The organism is Pseudomonas sp. KD5 (assembly GCF_012932895.1).
Lineage (GTDB): Bacteria > Pseudomonadota > Gammaproteobacteria > Pseudomonadales > Pseudomonadaceae > Aquipseudomonas.
The window spans coordinates 148,718-169,192 of the sequence record NZ_JDWJ01000005.1 but is presented as its reverse complement, the minus strand read 5'-3'; the positions used below and the strand labels follow the sequence as shown (position 1 = coordinate 169,192).

Below are 20,475 nucleotides of genomic sequence, written 5' to 3'. Positions count from 1 at the left end.
CCTTCCAACAGGCCGCGATAGGACTATAGATGCCATTTTTATACTGTCAAAACTGCTTTGCTGGTCGGTCGACGAACGGTCATTTCGGTTATGGCTTCCAACGATTTGGCGATAAAAAAGGCTTATCCAGATCCCCTGTGTTTTCCGTCATCAAGTGATCCGGGTTCAGGCAATAGACAGATAAGACCTGTTAAAAAAGCAGTGAACCAGGCAGGAGCATGGTGGAAAAGGGGGGCGTTTTTTTGCTGGTTCACTCAACTTGGCTTTCAAGCCAGAGGAGGCGGCATGTTGTTACGTTACATGGTGTTGCTGGCAGTGGTGGTTACCGCAGCGGGTTGTGTGCAGGAACGGGTCGTTCATGACCGGCGTCCGGTGGAGCGTGAATATGTTGAGGTCATCGCACCGCAGCCGCCACCGGAACGCGTTGTCGAGGTAGAGCCCGCGGGGCGACCGGGTTACCTCTGGTCCAGGGGGTACTGGCGTTGGGAAGGTGGGCGCTATGTCGCAGTTCATGGCCACTGGGTCCCGGAGCGACCGGGGTATCGTTATGTGCATCCGCACTGGGAGCAACGTAACGATGGCTGGCATTGGCGGGTGGGGGCGTGGGTTAACTGACGCGGACGATGTATCGTAGCCAACCGGTTGTCTGCCCCTGGCGACAACAATGCACCCGACAGGAGAGCGATATGAGTTGGTCCGCCAAACAATACGTAGCTTTCGAAGATGAGCGCACGCGCCCGGCGCGTGACTTGCTGGCCGCCATCCCTGCGGTGGACGTCCGTTCGGCCATCGACATCGGTTGCGGCCCCGGCAATTCGACCGAGTTGCTGGTGCAGCGTTTTCCCGATGCCGCGGTGCGTGGGTTGGACAGTTCGACCGATATGATCGAGGCCGCCCGCAAGCGCCTGCCTCAGGTACGTTTTGACACCGCTGACATTGATACCTGGAACGAGACCGGCCCGTTCGATGTGATTTTCGCCAATGCGGTGCTGCAGTGGGTGCCGGATCACGCCAGGCTGCTGCCATCGCTGGTAAACAGGCTCACGCCCGGCGGCAGCCTGGCGATCCAGATGCCCGATAACCTCAACGAACCGTCGCACCGGTTGATGCGCGAGGTCGCAGCGAACGGCCCGTGGGCTGACAAGCTGGCAAGGGCTGCTGGCCAGCGAACGGAAATGGAGGGTGCAAGCGGCTACTACTCAATGCTGCGTGGCCACTGCACTCGCGTCGATGTATGGCGCACCACTTACTATCATCCGCTCGCGGACGGCGCATCGGGTGTGGTCGAGTGGTTCAAAGGCTCCGGTTTGCGGCCTTTTCTCGAACCATTGGATGACGTGGAACGGGTGCACTATCTCAAGCAGTATCAAGCGGCAATCGAGCAGGTCTATCCGGCGCTGAGCGATGGTTCGGTGCTGCTGCCGTTTCCGCGGTTGTTCATGGTGGCAACGCGCTGACGAATCAAAGGGGACACATTGTCCCCTTGATTGATCCGATTTTCAGGCTATCAACTTTGCTGCAAGACCTTGAGCGCCGCCGAGGCTAGAAACCCGGAGCGACTTTTCTCTTCCGGATGGTGCAATACGTACTCATCGATGCGGTTGAGCAGATAGCCGGGCAGGGTGATGTTGAGTTTCTGCGCCTTGCCCAGGTATTTGGTGACATCGATATCCACCACGGCCCACGTACACCCTGCGTACTGTGGATTAGCCGCATGCAGGGTCACTTTGTTGGCGGGCGGAATCGGTGATCCGTCTTCGGCCAGAATCTCGAAATGACCTTCGATGGCTTCGCGAGCCATGGCCATGGCGTCATCCAGATCTTCCCCGGCGGAGAAGCAACCTGGAATATCCGGAACTTCTACGCCCCAGGCGTGTTCGTCATCACCCATGGAAATCGCGATGGGGTAAAGCATGTTTGTTATCCTCCGAGGGCGCAGTCCATCGGTTCGTCAGAGCAGCGCCTGTTGCAAAATACTAATGGCCGTTTTCTTGAGCAGGTCCTTTTTCGGGTGAGGAACCGTCACCAGTCCAGGCTTGGTCGGATGCTTGAAGTGGTGATGACTCCCCCTGATTCGTACCAGATACCAGCCGTCCGCAACGATTTGGCTTATCAAAAACCGGCTATTCACATCACCTCCCTGTGGTGTGCTTGTGGTTACTATACCTACTGAAAATCACTAATCAACACTATAACCACCAACCCACCCTGGATACGGATGGTTGACCGGCATGAAACGAGTCTAGGAGGGCATGTCGCGATGGTTTGGGTAGAACCCGTTTTCTGTATTGCAGGGTTTTGCCGCGGCGCTGAGGCGCAAGGAATGCTCAAATTTCAGGCATAAAAACCGGCCGCTGCGGACCGGTTTTTGCGTTCCCGCGCATCATGCGGCGTTTCTAAAGCAACTGATCAATCAAAACCGCATTGGTGTAGATCAAGCTTCCATCACTCGCTCGATGCCCGACCAAATGGAACTGACCGCGCTCGTAATGCAGATAGACGCGCATCTGGCAGTCGGACAAGGGGCCATATCCCTCTGGCAAGACCAAATCCATTGTGCTCATGTCGACATCGACCATGGCTTCGGGCTCATGGGTCTCTTGTAGACGTTCTTCAGCTTGCTCCAGACGCAGATGAAGGGGGTCATCGACGTCAAAATGGATCTCACCGATCGGGATGGACTTCTGGTCGGGGCTGGGCTTGCACCAGCCTTCGATCGTCAGGGCACTCATGACGAAATCTCCGTCGTGGACTGCTGGATTCTGTGGCTGTTGTTCTCAATGTCATCACTTATCTGACTGTTACGCATAGGCAGGGTTCGCCTTTTGGGCCGCTTCTGGCCGATTCCTGCCGTTCGTAATCTGTCATTGAGTATAGCTGGCAACCGGGCCTCGCTTGCCCGCCTCACGGTACAGCCCGATGGCTCTATACTTCTTACTGACTTTGTCATCGGGATGGGTGGCAGTTGTCGGCCCTGCTTGGACGTCAGTGGCGATGCTTTGGCATAACCAATGAGCAACAGGAACAGGATGAAGAGAACATGGCAATAGCAATTATCTTGATACTAATCGTTATTGCATCAGTACTCTTCCATATACTCGCGCCTTGGCATGCAACACCGGCAGCTTCCAACTGGGGATCCATAGACACCACCCTGTTTATCACCCTGATCATTAGCGGAATATTCTTCATCGCCATTACGGTTTTTATGGCGGTGGCGGTGATGCGTTATCGTCACAAGGAGGGATCCAGGGCGTACTACCAACCAGAAAGTAAAAAACTGGAACTATGGTTAATTATCGTTACTTCGGTAGGTATTGTCGCCATGCTGGCGCCAGGCCTGGTTGTTTACGATGATTTTATCCGGGTACCGAAAAATGCCTATGAACTTGAAGTGATCGCCCAACAGTGGCAGTGGGCCTTTCGCTTCCCCGGCCAAGACGGGAAGTTGGGTAAGTCAGATATCAAATTTGTTGATTCCACCAACTCCCTCGGCCTTGATCCCAATGATCCTGCCGGGCAGGACGATGTACTGATAAAAAGCAATGAAGTTCGTCTTCCGCTCGATAAGCCGGTGAAAGTTTTACTGCGATCAAAAGATGTATTGCACGATTTCTATGTTCCGCAAATCCGCAGCAAGATGGACATGGTGCCGGGGATGGTGTCGTACTTTTGGTTTACACCGACCAGAACCGGGAAGTATGAAATTCTTTGCGCTGAATATTGTGGTGTCGGTCATTACAACATGCGCGGCCAGATGATCGTGGAAGAGCAGGGTGCCTTCGATCAATGGCTGAAAAGCCAACCGACGTTTGCACAGACATTATCGACAGCTGCCAAGCCCAGTCAGGACAGCGTGCTGGAAAAAGGCCGCCAGTTGGTCGAAAAATACGGTTGCGGGGCCTGCCATAGCCAGGATGGCAGTGCCAGTCTCGGCCCGGGATGGAAGGGCTTGTATGGCCGCACTGAACAGCTTGCCGATGGCACCAGCGTGCAGGTCGATGAGGCTTACCTGAAAGAGTCGATCCTCGATCCGAAGGCCCGTCTGGTACAAGGCTACCCGCCGGTCATGGTGACCTATACTCTCAATGACGATGAATTGGGTGCACTCATCGCCCTGATCAAATCACTGGGTGCTGCGCGACAAGGCGAGGAATCTGCTGCCGGCCAAGCGCCGGGCCCAGGTGAAGACCTGGCGGCGCAAGGACAGCAGTTGGCCGAATCGCTCGGCTGCCTGGCCTGCCACAGTGTCGATGGCAGCAAGGGCATCGGTCCCAGCTGGCAGGGTCTGTACGGCAAGACCGAAACCCTTGCCGACGGTACGAGCATCAAGGTCGATGAGGGCTATATAAAAGACTCGGTTCTTAATCCCGCTGCCAAAATCGTCAAGGGTTATGCACCCGTCATGCCGGTCTTTGCTCCCAGCGATAAGGAGTTGAATGCACTGATCGCTTTTATCAAATCCAAAGCGAATGCCGACGCTGATACGAGCAAGGCGCAGCCAGGGAAATAGCCGTAAGCAGCCAGCAGTACACCGAAACTTCGACAGGAGGATGACGTGATGGCCTATGCGGAGCAAGCCGAATCAGAAGCACTGCACGAGCCTAAAAGTTTCCTGACCAAATACATCTGGAGTCAGGACCACAAGGTCATAGCCATTCAATACTCCTTGACGGCTCTGTTCGTGGGGCTTATCGCCGTGGTGTTGTCCGACTTGATGCGCTTACAGATAGGCTTCCCCGGCAGTTTGGCGTTCATGGACGCCAATACTTACTATCAGGCGATGACCATGCACGGCATGATCATGGTCATTTATTTGCTGACGGCTCTGTTTCTGGGCGGCTTCGGTAACTATCTGATCCCACTAATGGTGGGCGCCCGCGACATGGTCTTCCCCTACGTCAACATGCTGAGCTACTGGTTCTACCTGGTGGCGGTACTGGTATTGCTCGCCGGTTTCTTTGTGCCGGGCGGTCCCACCGGTTCGGGCTGGACGCTCTATCCGCCGCAGTCCATCACCAAGGGGACACCCGGGGTCGAATGGGGCATTGTCCTGATGCTCGTCTCTCTGGCGATTTTTATTGTCGCCGCCACCATGGGCGGGCTGAACTACGTCACCACGGTATTGCAGGCACGCACGCACGGCATGACATTGTTTCGCATGCCGCTCTCCGTATGGGGAATCTTCATGGCCTCGATCATGGCCTTGCTGGCCTTCCCGGCGCTGTTTGTCAGTGCGGTCATGATGCTGTTCGACAAGCTGTTGGGCACCAGCTTCTTTATGCCGGCGATGATCTCGCTGGGGCAGCAGCTCAATCATCAGGGCGGTAGCCCGATCTTGTTCCAGCACCTGTTCTGGTTCTTCGGCCACCCGGAGGTCTACATCGTTGCTCTCCCTGCGTTTGGCCTGGTCTCCGACTTGATCAGCACCCATGCGCGTAAAAATATCTTCGGCTACCGAATGATGGTGTGGGCGATTATTGCGATTGGCGTGCTCAGCTTTGTGGTCTGGGCGCACCATATGTATGTCAGCGGGATGAACCCGTACTTTGGCTTTTTCTTCGCCGTCACCACCTTGATCATCGCAGTGCCGACTGCACTGAAAGTCTATAACTGGGTGTTGACCCTGTGGCGGGGCGACATTCATCTGACCGTGCCGATGCTGTTTGCCCTGGCCTTTATTGTCACCTTCCTGGTGGGCGGTCTGACCGGGTTGTTTCTCGGCAATGTGATTGTGGACATTCCGCTCTCGGACACCTATTTCGTCGTCGCCCATTTCCATATGGTCATGGGAGTCGCACCGGTACTGGTGGTATTCGGCGGCATCTATCATTGGTTTCCGAAAGTCACCGGGCGGATGTTTAACGACACCCTGGGCAAGCTGCATTTCTGGATTACCTTTCTGGGTACCTACGCCATTTTCTTCCCCATGCACTACTTGGGTTTCCAGGGCATGCCGCGCCGTTACTACGCCTATGAAAACTACGCGTTCATCCCGCAGTCGGCGCAAGAGTTGAATGCCTTCATTACGGTGGTCGCATTGATCGTCGGCGTTTCCCAGTTGCTGTTCGTGTTCAACCTGGCCTGGAGTGCATTTAAAGGTAAGCCCGCAGGCAGTAATCCCTGGGGCGCGGCCAGTCTGGAATGGCAAACGCCGAACACCCCACCGGTACACGGTAACTGGGGAGCGAAACTGCCGGTCGTGCATCGCTGGGCTTATGACTACAGCGTGCCGGGGATAGAGCAGGATTTCGTGCCGCAAACGGTCTCTGCCGAGGAGCTGGAGCAAATGCGGCAACTCAGTGCCGGAACCAAGATAGCGGACGTTAAAACATGAACAGACTGCTATTGAGAAACGCCGACGACGCTGACCCCGGCGGCAGTTGGAATCGCGATCCTGAAGGTATTCAGGCCGACGCCGATAGAAGCCGAGCCGCAAGGGTAGGCCTGCGCTTGTTTCTGGCGGTGGTGAGTTCGTTATTCTTTCTCTTCCTGCTCGCCTTCATTGCCCGCTCACAAATGGCCGACTGGCTACCCCTGACAGACCCCTTGGCGCCGTTAGCCAATCCATGGCCGTTGTGGGTGAATTCGGCTTTTCTGGTACTGAGTTGCATCGCACTGCAATGGTCGCGCATGGCCGCCCGACAGGCTCGACTGGACGCAACGGCCATGGGTTTTGTAGTGGGCGGTGTATTTGCAATTGCCTTTCTGGTGGGGCAACTCTGGGTCTGGCAGCAGTTTGTCGCCTGGGGCTACTTTGTCGCCAGTAATCCGGCCAACAGTTTCTTCTACCTGTTAACCGGTGTGCATGGCCTTCACCTGCTGGGCGGGCTGATTGCCTGGGGCATAACCGTCGCTAAATTCCTGCGTCACGTGCCGTTGCCGCAACTGCGCGTCAGCGTAGAGCTCTGTACCACCTATTGGCACTACTTATTGGGTCTTTGGTTCGTGCTCTTCGCGCTGCTGACCAGCACGCCGCAAACCTATGAAGCCATCGCCAGATTCTGCGGCCTGAGGTGAAAAGCCATGGCATCGCACCCATTAGCACCGGCCGAGTCAAGTTCATCCAATCCACCAAGCCCGCCGCCTGCCCCGGGATGGCAGGGCATCGCCAGCGACTGGGCCTCGGATAGGGAGGCTTTCAGGCAGGTCCCCTGGGGCAAGGCGATGATGTGGATATTCCTGCTCAGCGATACGTTTATATTCACCTGCTTTTTAACCGGCTACATGTCGGTCCGCATGACCATCACCGCCCCTTGGCCGAACCCCAGTGAAGTGTTCGCATTGACGATTGGCGGCAGAGAAATCCCGCTTATTCTGATCGCCATCATGACCTTTGTACTGATCAGCAGCAGCGGCACCATGGCCATGGCCGTTAACTTCGCCTATCGCCGTGATCGTGCGAAAACCACGGCCCTGATGCTGGCGACCGCGGCCTTGGGCGTGACCTTCGTCAGCATGCAGGCATTTGAATGGAGCAAGCTTATCGCCGAAGGCGTGCGTCCCTGGGGGAACCCCATGGGCGCGGCTCAATTTGGGGCCAGCTTCTTCATGATTACCGGTTTTCACGGACTGCATGTGTCAATCGGCGCCATCTATCTCAGCATTGTGGCGATGAAAGTCATGCGAGGAGATTATGAGCGCTCCGGAAACTATCAGAACGTCGAAATAGCCGGGCTTTACTGGCACTTCGTGGACTTGGTGTGGGTGTTTATTTTTGCTTTCTTCTATTTATGGTAGAGGAGCACGGGTGATGGCGCATGCTCAGGGTCAGCAACATCCAATCAGTTTGTACCTGAAAATCTGGGGGCTGTTATTCGTCCTCAGCACGATGTCGTATCTGGTCGACTATTTTCACTTCCATGGTTACCTTCGGTGGGCCCTGATTATCACTTTCATGTTGTTGAAGGCAGGTTTAATTGTCTCCATCTTCATGCACATGGCCTGGGAGCGGTTGGCCATGGTCTACGCCATATTGGTGCCACCGTTGTGTTTGCTGGTGCTCGTCGGGCTGATGGCCACCGAGGCGGATTACGTTTTCCTCAGTCGGGTCGTTTTCTTCGGTCAATAAGCAGCCAACGGACGGCTTTGAGCCTCCGGGGTCAACCCGCAGTAAATGGCGTTATATCGTTCGCTTGAACTGATGCCATTTGTGCAGCCAGGCGACTGTCCAGTGAGGGGATGCCGTACCCGTGCCGGCGATCTTCAGTTTTGGATGATGTTCAATGACCCGATCCAATACCGGCTCCTGATTCGGATCAACATCCACGAAGAAGATATGTTTGCCGTCTTCCACCATCTGTTTAAAGTTGCGGAAGTGCGCGTTAGGTACCTGAATACCAAAAAAGCCGCCTTCCCAGATGCAGAAGCCAAATATAACAATGGCAAGGAAGATAAAAGGTACCCAGCCAGCGGCGGTTTCGGTCCAGCCCAGCCAATAGGCACCGCCAAGGATCAGCGCTGCGAGTGGCACACCAACCACTGCACCAATCTCGCCAGAGTGAACAACATCCTGTTTCATCAACGAGTTGACCTCGTGGAGATGATGTTCTTCAACATCAGCCACTTGTTCGCTGAGCACATGAATTTGTTCGGTATTGATGCCGTTGGCTTCCAGTTCGGTTTCAAGGGCTTCGAGATCGTCGAGATTGTCACTGATGTAATAGTGTCGGTTCATGCCACACCTCCCATCTCGTGTTGGCCGTAGGCCTCCTCTGTCCCGCAGCCGTAAACTGAGATTTGCAGTCGGTATCTGCGCCCGTGGGGAACGTTGCACACTTCATGCAATCCGTAGGAAGTATAGCATTCGCTAGTATGCGGGGCCGGAGGCGTCAAGGACTGGAGGGCCCCCAAATCCCAGGCACAAAAAAACCGGCCATCAAGGCCGGTTTTTTCTTTACCTGCATCCCCCGTCAAAAAACGACGTGAGACTGAAATCTGATTGGAGCGGGTGAAGGGAATCGAACCCTCGTTATCAGCTTGGGAAGCTTAGGCAGGTAGTGTTTCATACAGGGGCGGGATGTATGCTTACGCCCCGAAAACCCAGAGGAAACGGGGCTTTGCAGAAAGTCGGTCATTTCATGCTGTTTCACTGAAAAACCCCTTATTTCAGGCCAACGGCCCCCAGTAACGGCCCCCAAATGCTCACAGAGAAACAAATCAAGGCAATGAAGCCTGCAGAAAAGGAATACACGGTCTCGGACGGTCGCAGCGCGAAAGGCGAGGGCGTGCTGATACTGAGGATCCGTCCAAACGGGACAAAAGAGTTCTATTTCCAGCGACGAGTGAATGGAACGAAATCAAAAAACAAACTCGGCACATGGCCGACACTCGGTTTAGCCGCGGCTCGTGATCTCTGCCGAGTGGAGAAGGAAATCTCGGTGTCGCCTGGCACCTTCCAGAATCTGCTCGACGGGTACGCGGGCAAGCTAGCTGCAGAGGGTGCGGCCTCCGCTGATGATGTTAAGTGGTCTTTTAGGCACTACGTGTCAGACCCTTTCCCCGACTTGGTCAATCGACCGGTGGCGTTGATTGGACCGGGCGATATCCGAGACATTATTGCCAAGATGATCGCTGCCGGTGTGACCACATACTGCAATCGACTCCGGTCGCAGCTGCACGCTGCCTTCCAGGTGGGCTTGGAACAGGAGTTCAATCCTCGTAGTTATCAAAAAAATGATAGAAAGTTCGGGTTGAAGAGCAATCCGGTTTCCAGCGTTCCCGTGCAGGCTGATTGGGAAACACCAGGAGAACGGGCATTGTCGGTCGAGGAGTTAGCCCTACTGTGGCAGTTACTGCCGGAAAAGCTGAGCTTGGTCACGGCGGAGCTTATCAAGTTCCTGATCGCGTCCGGGGGCCAGCGCCCCGAGCAACTATTGGCGACGGAGCGCCGGCATTTCCTAAATGATCATTTGATTATTCGGAACAAGAAAGGCCGAAGCGCTGAAGGCGAGCGCTCTTTGCATGTTGTGCCCTATAACAAACTGATGCGCCAGAGTCTGAAGGCGATGGATGAAATTAGTCCAACAAGTACGTATCCATTTGAAGGTAAGGTCGAGGGCAGTGCCTTGCACGCCAACTCACTGTCCCGTGCTGTGACCAAACTCTACAGCCGGCACACGGATAAGTTTAATGGCCCGTTTACGCTGCGTGATATCCGACGGACCTGTAAGACATTGATGGGCGTTGCGAAATTGAGCAAAGAGCTTAAGGATCGCATCCAGGGACATGCATTCGGAGATGTATCGTCAAAGCACTACGATCGTTATGACTATTTCAATGAAAAAAAGAAAGCGCTGCAACGCTGGGCCATATGGCTACAGAAAAACGTCATTGCAGCGAAACCTAATTAGGTGAGGCCGCTGTGCGGCCTCTATTTGTCCCATGCTTTTAATATTTGTTTTGGCTCAATCATGGAGTAAACCCATTCGTTCCCATTTTTTACCTTGCGGAAAAGCTTTAAATCTACCAGGCCATTAAGAGCAGTTGAAGCTGTATTGTAAGCACAGCCTAGGTTTTCTTTTACATTGGTTGCAGTGAAAAATTTACTGTTTCCAGTTCTGGCGACATTGAAGATGATTCTCTGTTTGTCTGAGAGTTTTCCAAATAGTCCGGACGCATAGAGGAATGTATTAAATTGATCTATAGCTTCTACAGCTGCATCGTAATTTTTCTTAAATTGCCTGATGGCACGTGCTATGACACGGCATTGGTAGTCAATGAAATATGTTAGATCCATATCGTCCGTTTCGGTGTATAGATAGCTCTTTCCATACTTTATCGGAGCTATTTTTAATAGCGTGCTTATAGCTATGTATCTGAAGCCCCCGAAACCGCGCTTAAATAAATACCAATAAAATAACGATCGAGCGACCCTTCCATTGCCATCGTGAAATGGATGCTCATAGCCAATGATAAAGTGGAGAATGATCGCCTTTATCATTGGGTGAATGTAATTTTGACTGTTTATGTCGGTGTGGTTTGTATTGACCCACTGAATTACTGATTGCAGCCGCTTTTGTAAATTTTCCGCTGATGGCGGCTGATGAACCACATTGCCGTCTCCATCTTCCACTACAATATCATCATTGTTTCGGAATTCGCCGGGGTGATAGCGGTCATCGTCTATTCCTTCTACACCAACTTGGTGCAGGTCGGTTATCAAGTCAAGTGAAAGTTCTCTGTCTCTACACTCCCAAGCATGTCCCATCATCTTGAAGTTGCCGATGATCATCTTTTCATCTGGTGTTCTGGCGCCGCGTTTTCTTTTTAATAAGTCCTTTGCGGCTTTAGTAGTCGTTGCGGCACCTTCAAGTTGGCTACTGCTGATCGCTTCATCTTCAACAAGATCATTTAGTAAATACTGTAGCTGTTTGGACTCTCCGATTTTAGAGCACATCCATTCTAGCGCGGCGGTAGTCGTATGTTGATCGCAGGCGGATACTGCGATATGCATAGCAGGTGTGTATAGAAATTTACATGTTTTCGGTGGTTCACCAAGTTCAATTACTGGCGTTAGTTGCCGATTTCTCGCATTTCTAACAACCGACCAAGCCAAGCTGGCATCTAATTCTTTAGGAAATCTGAAACGTAGCTTGTCGAAATGCAGGTAGCGACCTTGCGCGTCGAGTGCTTGGCTGAGCTCGAGATAAGCGCCCGTTTGCTTGGCATGATCTCTAATGATTATCTCAAACGGATTGGGCATCAGCTTTGGCGGTGACTTGACCATGATTTCAAAATTCCTTCTATTTGAAATGGAGCATACCTAGATCATAGGTGCATTTCAATTTCTCAAAAAACTGAAATGCAGCTCTCGACACATTTCTACCTTGTGCGTTTGTTGGAATCAGTTAGGTCATCGGCTATCCAACAGTCAGGCGCTTTCTGCCACGCTGAAATTGCCGACTCTCGCCATCCCACACGCCCAGCAGAAATCACAACCGACTTAGGAAATCTTCCTCTCTTTATTTCCCTCCAAAGTGTGGTTCTAGATAGCGAAGTCACCCCCAGCACTTCTTTCTCCCGCATGAAGCGATCCAGCCTACTCACGACGACCCCCTTCGTTTTGTAGTGTTCCTGATGAGCTCACTCGCCTTACCAGGTGAAGCACTAGGTCCTCGAGCTCGATCATGTCGTCAGTTGCTGACTGCCATTGCAGCAGTGCTTGGATCTGCTCTCTGCTGCAGTCCAACACTAGAATTTCCTTCTCATTCGCTGCACGAACCTTAAGAGTCTCGACGAGACCGGTGGCGCCGTAGGCCTCTGCATAAACGGTTGCTGGTTTGCTGATCCAATCCCGTAACTCCATTAAGTGCTTGAGCATGTTTGTTGATCCGTCTCTGCCGTCACCGGTGATGACTTGGACTTGCATCAGGGGATTTCCTCTATTAGTGGTATCAGGCAGCCTGGAAGATCCAGCACCGCACGGTTTTCGGTTTTTCAGCGGCATCGGTATCCCATGCCGAGCAGACGTTCCTGTTGGTCTCAACGAACTTTGGGCATTTGCTGGTTTTCAGATGGCGCTTGAGCTCAGTCAGGTCCGGGACTTTCTGGCGTTTCTCTGCGGCTTCCTTGGCGAAGTCGTTGAGGTTCACCGCGATCAGGCCGTCATTGCGGGAGTGGTTGAGCCCACCTGCAGTGCTGTTCAAGTACTCGTACAGCTCCCAGAACTCGACGACGATCGGGTGATCAGCGTTAATCGCCAGCTGGCGCTCCTTGGCCATGCTCTGGATCTCGGCGTGGGCCGCGTCCACCTGATGTTTTTTCAGTGGGACAACGTGAACCAGGGCATCGACTAGGGCGTGCAGCTGAGCGTGATTCTTCGCGATCCGGACGGTGCGGATCTCAGGCAGGGCCAGCAGATGCTGTTCATATTTGGGGCCCTTTTCGCGGACGGTCTCCATCACCTTGCTTTCCATCATGGTGGACTTGACCAGGAAGCCGCTGACGCGGTCGACCGGCATACGCTCGAGCTTTTCCACCTGCAGTTTGGTTTGCGGCGTTTGTCCATCCTTCGTCATGGCGATGTGCACCAAGCGTTGCAGAATGGGTTCGGAAGCGTTTACCGCGTGGTTCTGGCCGATGACCACAGCGCCACGGAAAGGAGGCTCGCGGGTGTCGTTGCCGTTGTTCTTTACACCGGTTGAGCGGACGCTGCGGCCGTTGTAGGCGGTTTTCAGTTCGTCCCAATCGTACTGTTTGGTTTGGCTGCCATCGGTCTTTTCCCGCTCCGATTCGATCAGCACCACCGGCAGATTGCCGACCTGGGCGAAGTTACGTGCTCGAGCAACTGGGGTGCCCTTGGTTGGGTCGAAACCCTCGTAGTCGATACGACCGCAGAGCTTCCATAGGAACTCGATCAGCGTGGACTTACCGGCGCCTGGCTCACCGATGATTTCCATGAAGGGGTAGCTTTTCTGGTGCTGCCGGATCTGCTCGGCGAACAGCGAGCCGAACCAGAAGGCGAGCGCGACCAGGCCCTTGGCACCGAAGCATTGCCAGATGATGTCCATCCACTCGGTGTCGAACTTCTCCAGGTCCGTGTTCAGATTGAGGATCACCGACTGGCTGAGAGTCTTGATGCTCAGCCGGTCCATGTCGAAGAAGTCCTCTTCATTCAGCTTGAACACTTTCCCATCGCGCACCGCCACGTCGCCGTAGACGTACGCGCTGTGCTCACGGGTGTAGCCGGTGAAGTCAATGGTCTGAACGGTTTTGAGGGCGTCGGTTTGCTCCTCAATGAAGGCGTCCAGCTGCTGGGTGGTACCAGTGAACATCCCGCCCGGGGCAATGCCGAGCAGGCGCTTCTTGAACTCTGCAGACGAGGCGATCTGCGAGCTGGTGAAGGTGTTTTTAATCGGCGCCGCATCGTGGGCGAACGTGATCCGGAAGTAGTACCAGGACTCGTCGGTGAGTTTGTTTTCCTGGTAGTACAGGGCCTTGGGGTTGCAGGTAGCAATGCGCTGCAGCGCGCCGCACTGCTGCATGGCCTTGGCCCGCATTTGTTTGTTGTTCAGCTGCTGATCATCGTGGTGGTCGCTGTCCTCGAGCTCTTGGATCGCCTTGTTGTACTTCTCCAGGTCGAGCTTGAACCAGTACAGGCGGTTGCCGAACTCCAGGTGGAATTCGCTGCGGCGCTTCCAGTCGAACATCACCAAGGCCTTCTCGGTGGCGTTCTCCGCGATCAGAAGGGCACCGTGGTGCCGGGCGGTGGTAATGTCTTTGTCGACCTGAGCATCACGCTTCTCGCCTTCGTCCAGGAATTGCCAACGCTGGTGCAGATCGTTCCAGTCGACCTTGCGGTTGTCCCTCTGGGGGATCTGCGCTGCTTCGCAGGTGAAGCCCAGTTCGCGGGCCATACGGACCCAGCGCTTGGTGTAAGCGTGCGCACCTGGTTCGTTATCAAGCGCCCAAACCAGCTTTGGCAGGTTGCCTGGGCGAGCCGCCACCAAGGCTTGCAGAGAGTCGGCAGGGAAGGCGTTAGATGACATCGCTGATACGGCGGCGATGTTGTGGTGCACCAGGGCAAGCGCGTCGAAGATGCCCTCGACAATCCAGATCTCTTTCGCCTCGAGCACGTCGACGCACGGCGGGCACCACCACACACCTTTGTAGGACTCCCCAGGCTTGAAGCGGGCCTTCATCTTGCCGAAGCGCGCAGGCTTGTCGATCAGGCGTTCCCAATATCCGCCTTTCTCTAGGGCGAAGCGTACCGTCGCACTGCCAGCATCGTGCTGAGCGGAGTAGTACGTCTCCTGTGTAAACCAACCGCCGATCAATGAAATATCGAAGCCGCGGGAAAACTCTAGGTATGCACGCGCAGTTGCTGTTGGGGCGTTCTCAGTAGCGGGAACGCGCTTGCTCCAGTCTTCAAAGAGGTCGTCGTAGATCTCTTTCACATGCACCGTGTGGCCGCACTTTTCCTGACGGCCACAGATGAGCTGCCACGGACTGTCGAAGCGGGTATACAGCTCTTTTTTGTTGCACTTGGGACAAGTGCCACCCCGCATGTAGTTAGTGGGGACACGGTGTTTAAGGCCGAATTCGGACTCGATACGCTGCAGGACGTCGTGACGCAGATCGTCTCTCATGGTTATTTCGCTACTTTGAGGCTGAGGCCGAGGCTTTGGGTGAGGGCGCCGATCAGATGTTTCTGCGCGGCCATCACAGGGCTGTTGGCAAGAATTGATCCGTGGCGTAGGCCATCGGGAATCAATCGATATTGGTCCGCGTACCAAAGATCATTGAGGCTGAGACGGTATTGCTCGCGCAGGCTGGCCAAGAGCGCTTGGGCCTGACCTGGCGTCAGTTTTGCGTTGATGTTCATGGCGTTTTCCATCGTCAAACCTCAATTTCGGACGCAGCTCACCCAAACCCACGGGGGAGGCAGGCGGTTTATTGGGTGGGGTGTTACGGTGCGGCTACGCGGAAGCGACCGTTGTCCGGTGCGTTGAGAATGCGTTCATAGATAACGCTGACCGGGATGGACCAAGCGCTACCGGTGGCAGGGTCGATGATGACGGTGTGCGCCGACGTGCTGCTGACGATGTCCAGACGATGCCGGTCGCGTACCGCTGACATATCGCTGCAGGCCAGGTGCACCATCTTTTCAGCCATCGTCGTCAGGACGTCATAGTCGGTAACCAGGTGCTGCACTGCGCGGTCGAACAACTGCTGATCGTGGCTCAGATGTTCGCATCGGTGGCGCTCCAGGAACCCAAGCGCAGCGGATTTGAGGATGTCCTGATATTGCTGTACTGCAGGCTGGTCAGTCATTGGATAGCCCCTGATTTGTTGCGGTACAGGTCAATGGATGCGAGCACTTCGGCGTGACGTGCCGCCATGTGTAGGTTGTGAGCATTAAGGATGTGTTCCGCCTCGAGCTCGGTGATGCATCCATCCGCCAATGCCTTGGCGATCTCTTGGTCAACGGTGCCGCGCTTGGCGGCGACCTGTACCGAGAGGGTGTACATCTCGACGTTATCCATAGTTTCTGGATCTGGGACTGGAACGAACAAACCGCCGTACATAGCCGCAACGTAGGTGGGCAAATGCTGAGTGCCGGACTCTTGCTCCAATTGAAAAAGCTGAGCGTCGGTCAGTGGTCGGCTGTTGTTGTTCTCATAGGCGTGGTTATCGAATTTTTTCAGCGCCAAACCGATGCGCGCTGCAGCACATTCCCGTCCACCTGGGTAACTGCAAATAATTGCGCTGACAACTTCCCGGCGAGTCTTTAGAACTGCGTCTTCCATATTCTGCTTTTCCCTGTAGCCCAGTGCCGTTACTGTTCAATCACGCCGTCTTTGATACCGAGTAGTACGGCGGCACGATGTGCCTCCCCACGGCGACAACGGCTCTGGCCGCTCAGCACTGCGTAGACGGTGCTGGGATTCAGGTTGTGCAATACAGCAAAGTCTTTCGCGGACTGACCGCGCTTTTCCAAGACTTCACGCGCTTGTTGGCGGGCTTGCTCGGGGGTGGTGGTGTTGTGCATAGTGCAATTCCTTGCGCTTTCGTGTGATGGCAAGCGCAGGATGTGGCAAAAGATTGCCAATGTAAATACAAGAGTGGAAAAAATTTGACTCTCTCAGAAGAGATTGGCGCGCGTCTGCGACAACTGCGTGCTCAGGCGGGGCTGACTCAAGACCAGCTCGCAGAAAAGCTCGGTATCTCGAAACGTACCCAAGGCAACTATGAGTCTGGTGCTAGCGATGCTCCGGCGTCTTACCTGAGTCTGGCTGCCAGTGAGCTGGGTTTCGACGTGGCTTTTATCGTCAATGGTGTTCGCGCCACACTGCCAAATGACGCGCTTTCCGAGATAGAAGATCGACTCGTGACGCAGTACAGGAGCATCACGCCGTTCGACCAGGAAGCCATTCGTCGTTTCCTGCAAGCCATGGCCGACGACGCCGCCCGCCATAGGAATTAACGTCTAAAGCCAGTTCCCGCCCGGATAATCGATTCAGCAATGCACTTATGGAGTAGTAAGCATGTTGGATCGCACGACAAATGAACGCGACCGCGTTGGAATGACCGAATTCGAATGGCCTGGTCTGACGAAAATTGAACACCGTCTGATCGAGCTCTACCGTCGTTTAGGTGAGCTGGACCAGCAACAAGTCCGTCGGGTCACTGAAATTCTGGTTACCAACCCAAAAGGGTCTGCAGTTGATAGCCCCCAGTCGTTGTGCCTGAAATAGATCATTCGAAGTAATCGATCGCCGACATCTTTGAGTCGGCGGTTTGCGACTTATACCCTCGCTTGTGATCCCAACTGCTCAAACAACTCACGCTGTTTTGCACTTGGCATGTCTCTCAAACGGTCGAACAACATTCTTTCGAATGACTGAGCCGACGGGCTTAACGTGTGGGAGAACGTCAGATTCGCAACCCACGTGTGCCCGCACTTTGCATCCAGGCACTGACAATAGAGCTTCGCAAAATCCTCCGATAACTGGTCTCGCGAAGCGATTCGCCCTTTGTGTCCGCATTTGCAAATAACTCGCATTGTGTCCCTCCCCAGGGCAGTCAATCGCCACTATCTTGCCACAATATACAGTGGCAAACTCTTGCTTATGCGGATTGTGTAGTGGAATCAACTGTGTCTTTTTGAGTTCTCCAGGTGAATCGCCTGTCTTCGCGTAACGAGTCATTCAACTGGTTGAATAGCTGGCAGATCGGGCGAATTTCGTTGCTGGTGTACACCCGATCGATCTTCTCGATATCGCCAAAGCCTGCGTTGTTTTCCGGGATGATGCCGGCCAATGCGGGGTTCATGCGCCAAGCCGCGATCACGTCGTTGCGCGTGATGTTCTTGACCTTCTCCAGTTCGTCTTTGGCCTGGAAATCCCCAACAGGAATGATCTGGATTGCCTTCTCGGTACCGCCCGGGATGTTCACGAATAGCGAGCGAAAGTTGCCCACACCCTTGCTTGCACTGATCTGTTCGCGCAACGACTCTTCGTCGTCCTCAGTCAGGTTCGGGTCGTTGGTGTAGAAGATGTAGCCTGCATGGGCGCCGTTGCTGTAATAGCGCCGGCGGAAGAGGGTAGCGGCTTCATTGAGCAGCAACGCCTGCATGCCGCCCAGGTACTCAGGCACGCCGTAGATGTTTTGTTCCACGTCATAGTTCATGACGTGCTCAACCTCGTGTTCGTTGAACTCCAACTCTTTGCCGTCCTTCTGCAGCATTACAAACCCGCCACCCACTTTGACCCGCATGTTGATCGCGGGCAGGTGGTCCATCTCCAGCACCTGGCCGAACGCGTTGCGGTTACGGCGGAAGTACGCTTCGCCGAACACCATAAAATCCAGCGCTGCACAGCTCATGGTCTTGATCGAGCAGCCTTTGGACGATACGAACTCACGCAGCAATAGGTTGCGCTTGAATCCCGGAATGGCGCCGTGGTGCGCGTTGGCGCGCAGCAGTTTGGCCAGGCCTTGGCGTGACACCGGTGGCGTGTAGGTTCGTCCGTCGTGGGTGGCGAACACGCCCAGGTAGTGCCCGATGTTCTCGGTCAGAACCTGTTCCGGTGCACCGAATGAAAACGCCCGCATCGGACCGGTTGCCGGCAGTTGCTGCTGGTTTTTTGCTGGTTTGCCCATGGGTGCTTGATCCGCTAAATGTGTAGCGGCTGCGCCGCTGTTTGTTGGTGTTGAGGGGTTCATGGGCCAGGGCGTGCATGATCGCCCAGGCAATATCGGCATGACCGGAGGCGTCGGTTCGTGACGCGCTGTAGGTCACCTGACCACCGCCGGTGGTGCCGCGCTTGATCGTCAGGAAGGCCTGAGCGATATCGTTCCAGCCGGCGTCCCACTCGATGCGACTGCCCTGAATGGTGTCCTGTGCCTTGAGCACCAAGGTGTTCTTGGTCTCAAGGCTGTAGTGGATCGAGGTCGCACGCGGGTAGAAGTCGCGCACCAGGTCGAACACGCCGTAACCGATGCCAGTGGTATCGATGCCGATGTGCTGCACGTTGAAGCGCTCGGTGAGTTTCTTGACCTGGTCGGCCTGGTACTTGAACGATTGCCCGCGCCAGCTGTGCTTTTCCAGGATTCGGAACTTGCCGCCATCCTCGAGCGGCGGGGCGATAACCACGCAACTGGCATCGTCGCGGGTGCGGCTGGGGTCGTAGCCGATCCAGACGGGGCTATTGCCGAACGGGCGTGGATCGTCGGGGTCGTAGTCGGTCCACAACGACAGGTCGGAATAACAGCGCTCTAGGTCGACCAGGGAAAAGGCGCTCTGCGTGCTGTCGATGAACTTGCACATGAACAGCTGTTGAAATTTGTCCTCGTCGTACTCCAGCTGCAGCTGCTCGAGGTCGAACAAATCGCAGCCGCCGGCGATGGCGTCGAGGATGGTGATGACCTTGCGCCATTGCCCGTCCGGACACAGCGAGCCAGCCGCGGCTTGGGCTTCGCTCGGCCAGGGATCCTTGGCGTTCTTGCGTTTGCTGTTGCGGAATTTCTCGCCGGTCCAGAACGGGTAGGCCTGGTGCGATACAGCGCTCGGCGTCGAAAAGTAGGTCTTACGCCATTTCTTATGCGTGGCCATGGCACTGGCGACGGTGTTGAGCTTTTCGAAGTCGCGGATCCAGAAATATTCGTCAACGTAGACGTGGCCGTGGTGACCCTGGGCGGTGCTGCTGTTGGTGCTGAGGAAACGCAACTCGGCCCATGGCTTGCCGTTTTTGCTCAGCACGATCGGGTTGCCGGTCAGCTCCAGGCCGAACCACTCCTGTGCGAATGACACGATGTAGCTGCGGAAAATCTCGGACTGGGCACGGCTGGCCGACAGGAAAATCTGGTTATCGCCGGTCAGCACGGCGTCCATGAACGCTTCGCCGGCGAAGTAGTAGGTCAGGCCCACCTGGCGGCTTTTGAGGATGTTCCGGATTCGGCAAGTCAGCGGGTTCTGTTTGGCGGCAAACAACTCCTTCTGGTAGCCGTACATCTTGCTGATGAACTTGTCGAGGAAGTCCACCTCGGTCAGCTCGCCGACTTCGTTTTTTGCCTTCTTCTCGCGCTTCTTCCCGCCCTTGTCGTTGCGATCGCCTCGCTCCCGGCGCTCGTTCCGTTGTCCTTCTTTACGCTGGCCATCGTCCGCCGGCGGATCACCGATCGACGCCGGTACCGGTTTCGCGGATTGCTTCAACAGCCGATCGCGGACGGTAGTCAGGCGATCGAGCTCGTCTAGATCGCCCTTGGTCAGTGATGTGGATTTGTCCAGGAGGAGGGTGATTCGCCGGCCAACTGCCGTCAGCGGTTCTTCGTCCGACAGCATGTCGTCCCACTCACCCTGGCGGATCCAGTAGTAAATGATTCGGATATTGGGCAGGGACAGTTGCGCCTGAATTTCACGCGGCTTACAGCGGCGCAAATAGAGGCGTTTAGCAGCTTCTTTAAGTTCGGGGGCGTATGGCATGGCCGCAGTCTATGCGGCGAAAACGCTGTAAACGTGGGCTTAAAATCCGG

At 54.9% G+C, this 20,475-nt stretch carries 25 protein-coding genes; 10 read left to right on the top strand and 15 right to left on the bottom strand.

The genetic code is table 11. The features are described 5' to 3' along the window. Nucleotides 1–285: 285 nt before the first annotated feature. Entirely contained in the window at nucleotides 286–615 is a 330-nt protein-coding gene (locus AF70_RS12960) for a YXWGXW repeat-containing protein (RefSeq protein ID WP_018926816.1), read from the top strand. A 71-nt stretch (nucleotides 616–686) separates the two neighbouring features. Further along, nucleotides 687–1,457 (top strand): trans-aconitate 2-methyltransferase, encoded by a 771-nt coding sequence (tam, locus tag AF70_RS12955; RefSeq protein ID WP_028939285.1) that lies wholly within the window; start codon nucleotides 687–689, stop codon nucleotides 1,455–1,457. 50 nt (nucleotides 1,458–1,507) lie between these two features. Here the strand turns inward: tam and AF70_RS12950 are convergent, their stop codons facing one another. The 3 genes from AF70_RS12950 to AF70_RS12940 form a co-directional block, all read right to left on the bottom strand. Next, the gene (locus tag AF70_RS12950) at nucleotides 1,508–1,915 is read right to left on the bottom strand and encodes a type II toxin-antitoxin system HicB family antitoxin (protein ID WP_008036180.1); all 408 of its coding nucleotides are present in this window, start codon (nucleotides 1,913–1,915) and stop codon (nucleotides 1,508–1,510) included. 36 nt (nucleotides 1,916–1,951) lie between these two features. Then, nucleotides 1,952–2,131, bottom strand: a complete 180-nt coding sequence (locus AF70_RS12945; RefSeq protein WP_007984690.1) for a type II toxin-antitoxin system HicA family toxin — start codon at nucleotides 2,129–2,131, stop codon at nucleotides 1,952–1,954. Between the two features lie 265 nt (nucleotides 2,132–2,396). Then, a complete protein-coding gene (locus tag AF70_RS12940) occupies nucleotides 2,397–2,732 on the bottom strand; it encodes a hypothetical protein (RefSeq protein WP_018926814.1) in 336 nt (111 codons plus the stop codon). Between the two features lie 308 nt (nucleotides 2,733–3,040). Between AF70_RS12940 and AF70_RS12935 the strand changes: the two genes are divergently transcribed. The 5 genes from AF70_RS12935 to AF70_RS12915 are packed head-to-tail and all read left to right on the top strand — an operon-like array spanning nucleotide 3,041 to nucleotide 8,071. After that, on the top strand, nucleotides 3,041–4,513 hold the full coding sequence (locus tag AF70_RS12935) for a cytochrome c oxidase subunit II (protein WP_028939286.1): 1,473 nt from the start codon (nucleotides 3,041–3,043) through the stop codon (nucleotides 4,511–4,513). 48 nt (nucleotides 4,514–4,561) lie between these two features. Then, nucleotides 4,562–6,337, top strand: a complete 1,776-nt coding sequence (ctaD, locus tag AF70_RS12930; protein WP_028939287.1) for a cytochrome c oxidase subunit I — start codon at nucleotides 4,562–4,564, stop codon at nucleotides 6,335–6,337. Then, nucleotides 6,334–7,020 carry a cytochrome c oxidase subunit 3 gene (locus AF70_RS12925; protein ID WP_028939288.1) on the top strand — a complete coding sequence of 229 codons (687 nt, stop codon included), beginning with the start codon at nucleotides 6,334–6,336 and terminating at the stop codon, nucleotides 7,018–7,020. Before ctaD ends, AF70_RS12925 begins: the two co-directional genes overlap by 4 nt. Before the next feature lie 6 nt (nucleotides 7,021–7,026). Continuing rightward, nucleotides 7,027–7,740: a heme-copper oxidase subunit III family protein gene (locus AF70_RS12920; protein WP_026286474.1), complete on the top strand. Its 714-nt coding sequence runs from the start codon at nucleotides 7,027–7,029 to the stop codon at nucleotides 7,738–7,740. A 13-nt stretch (nucleotides 7,741–7,753) separates the two neighbouring features. Next, nucleotides 7,754–8,071 carry a cytochrome C oxidase subunit IV family protein gene (locus tag AF70_RS12915; protein WP_028939289.1) on the top strand — a complete coding sequence of 106 codons (318 nt, stop codon included), beginning with the start codon at nucleotides 7,754–7,756 and terminating at the stop codon, nucleotides 8,069–8,071. A gap of 51 nt (nucleotides 8,072–8,122) precedes the next feature. Here the strand turns inward: AF70_RS12915 and AF70_RS12910 are convergent, their stop codons facing one another. After that, nucleotides 8,123–8,677 (bottom strand): hypothetical protein, encoded by a 555-nt coding sequence (locus AF70_RS12910; protein WP_018926809.1) that lies wholly within the window; start codon nucleotides 8,675–8,677, stop codon nucleotides 8,123–8,125. A gap of 463 nt (nucleotides 8,678–9,140) precedes the next feature. Here AF70_RS12910 and AF70_RS12905 point away from each other — a divergent pair, with 463 nt between their 5' ends. Further along, the gene (locus AF70_RS12905; RefSeq protein ID WP_028939290.1) at nucleotides 9,141–10,352 is read left to right on the top strand and encodes an integrase family protein; all 1,212 of its coding nucleotides are present in this window, start codon (nucleotides 9,141–9,143) and stop codon (nucleotides 10,350–10,352) included. A 20-nt stretch (nucleotides 10,353–10,372) separates the two neighbouring features. On the opposite strand, the gene AF70_RS12900 is transcribed toward AF70_RS12905, so the two are convergent. From AF70_RS12900 to AF70_RS12865, 8 genes are all read right to left on the bottom strand, one after another. Beyond that, nucleotides 10,373–11,728: a Fic family protein gene (locus tag AF70_RS12900; protein WP_028939291.1), complete on the bottom strand. Its 1,356-nt coding sequence runs from the start codon at nucleotides 11,726–11,728 to the stop codon at nucleotides 10,373–10,375. Between the two features lie 95 nt (nucleotides 11,729–11,823). Further along, nucleotides 11,824–12,027, bottom strand: coding sequence for an AlpA family transcriptional regulator (locus tag AF70_RS12895; RefSeq protein ID WP_081791030.1), 204 nt, complete (start codon nucleotides 12,025–12,027; stop codon nucleotides 11,824–11,826). Nucleotides 12,028–12,040: 13 nt separating this feature from the next. Beyond that, nucleotides 12,041–12,370, bottom strand: coding sequence for a hypothetical protein (locus AF70_RS12890; protein WP_028939292.1), 330 nt, complete (start codon nucleotides 12,368–12,370; stop codon nucleotides 12,041–12,043). A 25-nt stretch (nucleotides 12,371–12,395) separates the two neighbouring features. Further along, nucleotides 12,396–15,089 carry a toprim domain-containing protein gene (locus tag AF70_RS12885; protein ID WP_028939293.1) on the bottom strand — a complete coding sequence of 898 codons (2,694 nt, stop codon included), beginning with the start codon at nucleotides 15,087–15,089 and terminating at the stop codon, nucleotides 12,396–12,398. Nucleotides 15,090–15,091: 2 nt separating this feature from the next. After that, entirely contained in the window at nucleotides 15,092–15,337 is a 246-nt protein-coding gene (locus AF70_RS12880; protein WP_028939294.1) for a hypothetical protein, read from the bottom strand. Nucleotides 15,338–15,408: 71 nt separating this feature from the next. Then, nucleotides 15,409–15,774 carry a hypothetical protein gene (locus AF70_RS12875; RefSeq protein ID WP_028939295.1) on the bottom strand — a complete coding sequence of 122 codons (366 nt, stop codon included), beginning with the start codon at nucleotides 15,772–15,774 and terminating at the stop codon, nucleotides 15,409–15,411. Then, complete coding sequence (locus tag AF70_RS12870; protein WP_028939296.1) at nucleotides 15,771–16,250, bottom strand: YmfL family putative regulatory protein; 480 nt, start codon at nucleotides 16,248–16,250, stop codon at nucleotides 15,771–15,773. Before AF70_RS12870 ends, AF70_RS12875 begins: the two co-directional genes overlap by 4 nt. 29 nt (nucleotides 16,251–16,279) lie before the next feature. Continuing rightward, nucleotides 16,280–16,492, bottom strand: coding sequence for a DNA-binding protein (locus tag AF70_RS12865; protein WP_028939297.1), 213 nt, complete (start codon nucleotides 16,490–16,492; stop codon nucleotides 16,280–16,282). Between the two features lie 84 nt (nucleotides 16,493–16,576). Here AF70_RS12865 and AF70_RS12860 point away from each other — a divergent pair, with 84 nt between their 5' ends. Both AF70_RS12860 and AF70_RS12855 read left to right on the top strand, forming a co-directional pair. Further along, on the top strand, nucleotides 16,577–16,927 hold the full coding sequence (locus tag AF70_RS12860; protein WP_028939298.1) for a helix-turn-helix domain-containing protein: 351 nt from the start codon (nucleotides 16,577–16,579) through the stop codon (nucleotides 16,925–16,927). Nucleotides 16,928–16,988: 61 nt separating this feature from the next. After that, entirely contained in the window at nucleotides 16,989–17,198 is a 210-nt protein-coding gene (locus AF70_RS12855; RefSeq protein ID WP_028939299.1) for a hypothetical protein, read from the top strand. A gap of 50 nt (nucleotides 17,199–17,248) precedes the next feature. Here the strand turns inward: AF70_RS12855 and AF70_RS12850 are convergent, their stop codons facing one another. From AF70_RS12850 to AF70_RS12840, 3 genes are all read right to left on the bottom strand, one after another. Further along, complete coding sequence (locus AF70_RS12850; RefSeq protein ID WP_081791031.1) at nucleotides 17,249–17,506, bottom strand: ogr/Delta-like zinc finger family protein; 258 nt, start codon at nucleotides 17,504–17,506, stop codon at nucleotides 17,249–17,251. A 65-nt stretch (nucleotides 17,507–17,571) separates the two neighbouring features. Continuing rightward, nucleotides 17,572–18,450: a phage portal protein gene (locus AF70_RS29830; protein WP_028939300.1), complete on the bottom strand. Its 879-nt coding sequence runs from the start codon at nucleotides 18,448–18,450 to the stop codon at nucleotides 17,572–17,574. Then, nucleotides 18,362–20,425, bottom strand: coding sequence for a terminase large subunit domain-containing protein (locus tag AF70_RS12840; protein WP_028939301.1), 2,064 nt, complete (start codon nucleotides 20,423–20,425; stop codon nucleotides 18,362–18,364). The genes AF70_RS29830 and AF70_RS12840 overlap by 89 nt, the downstream gene beginning before the upstream one ends. Between the last annotated feature and the right edge of the window lie 50 nt (nucleotides 20,426–20,475).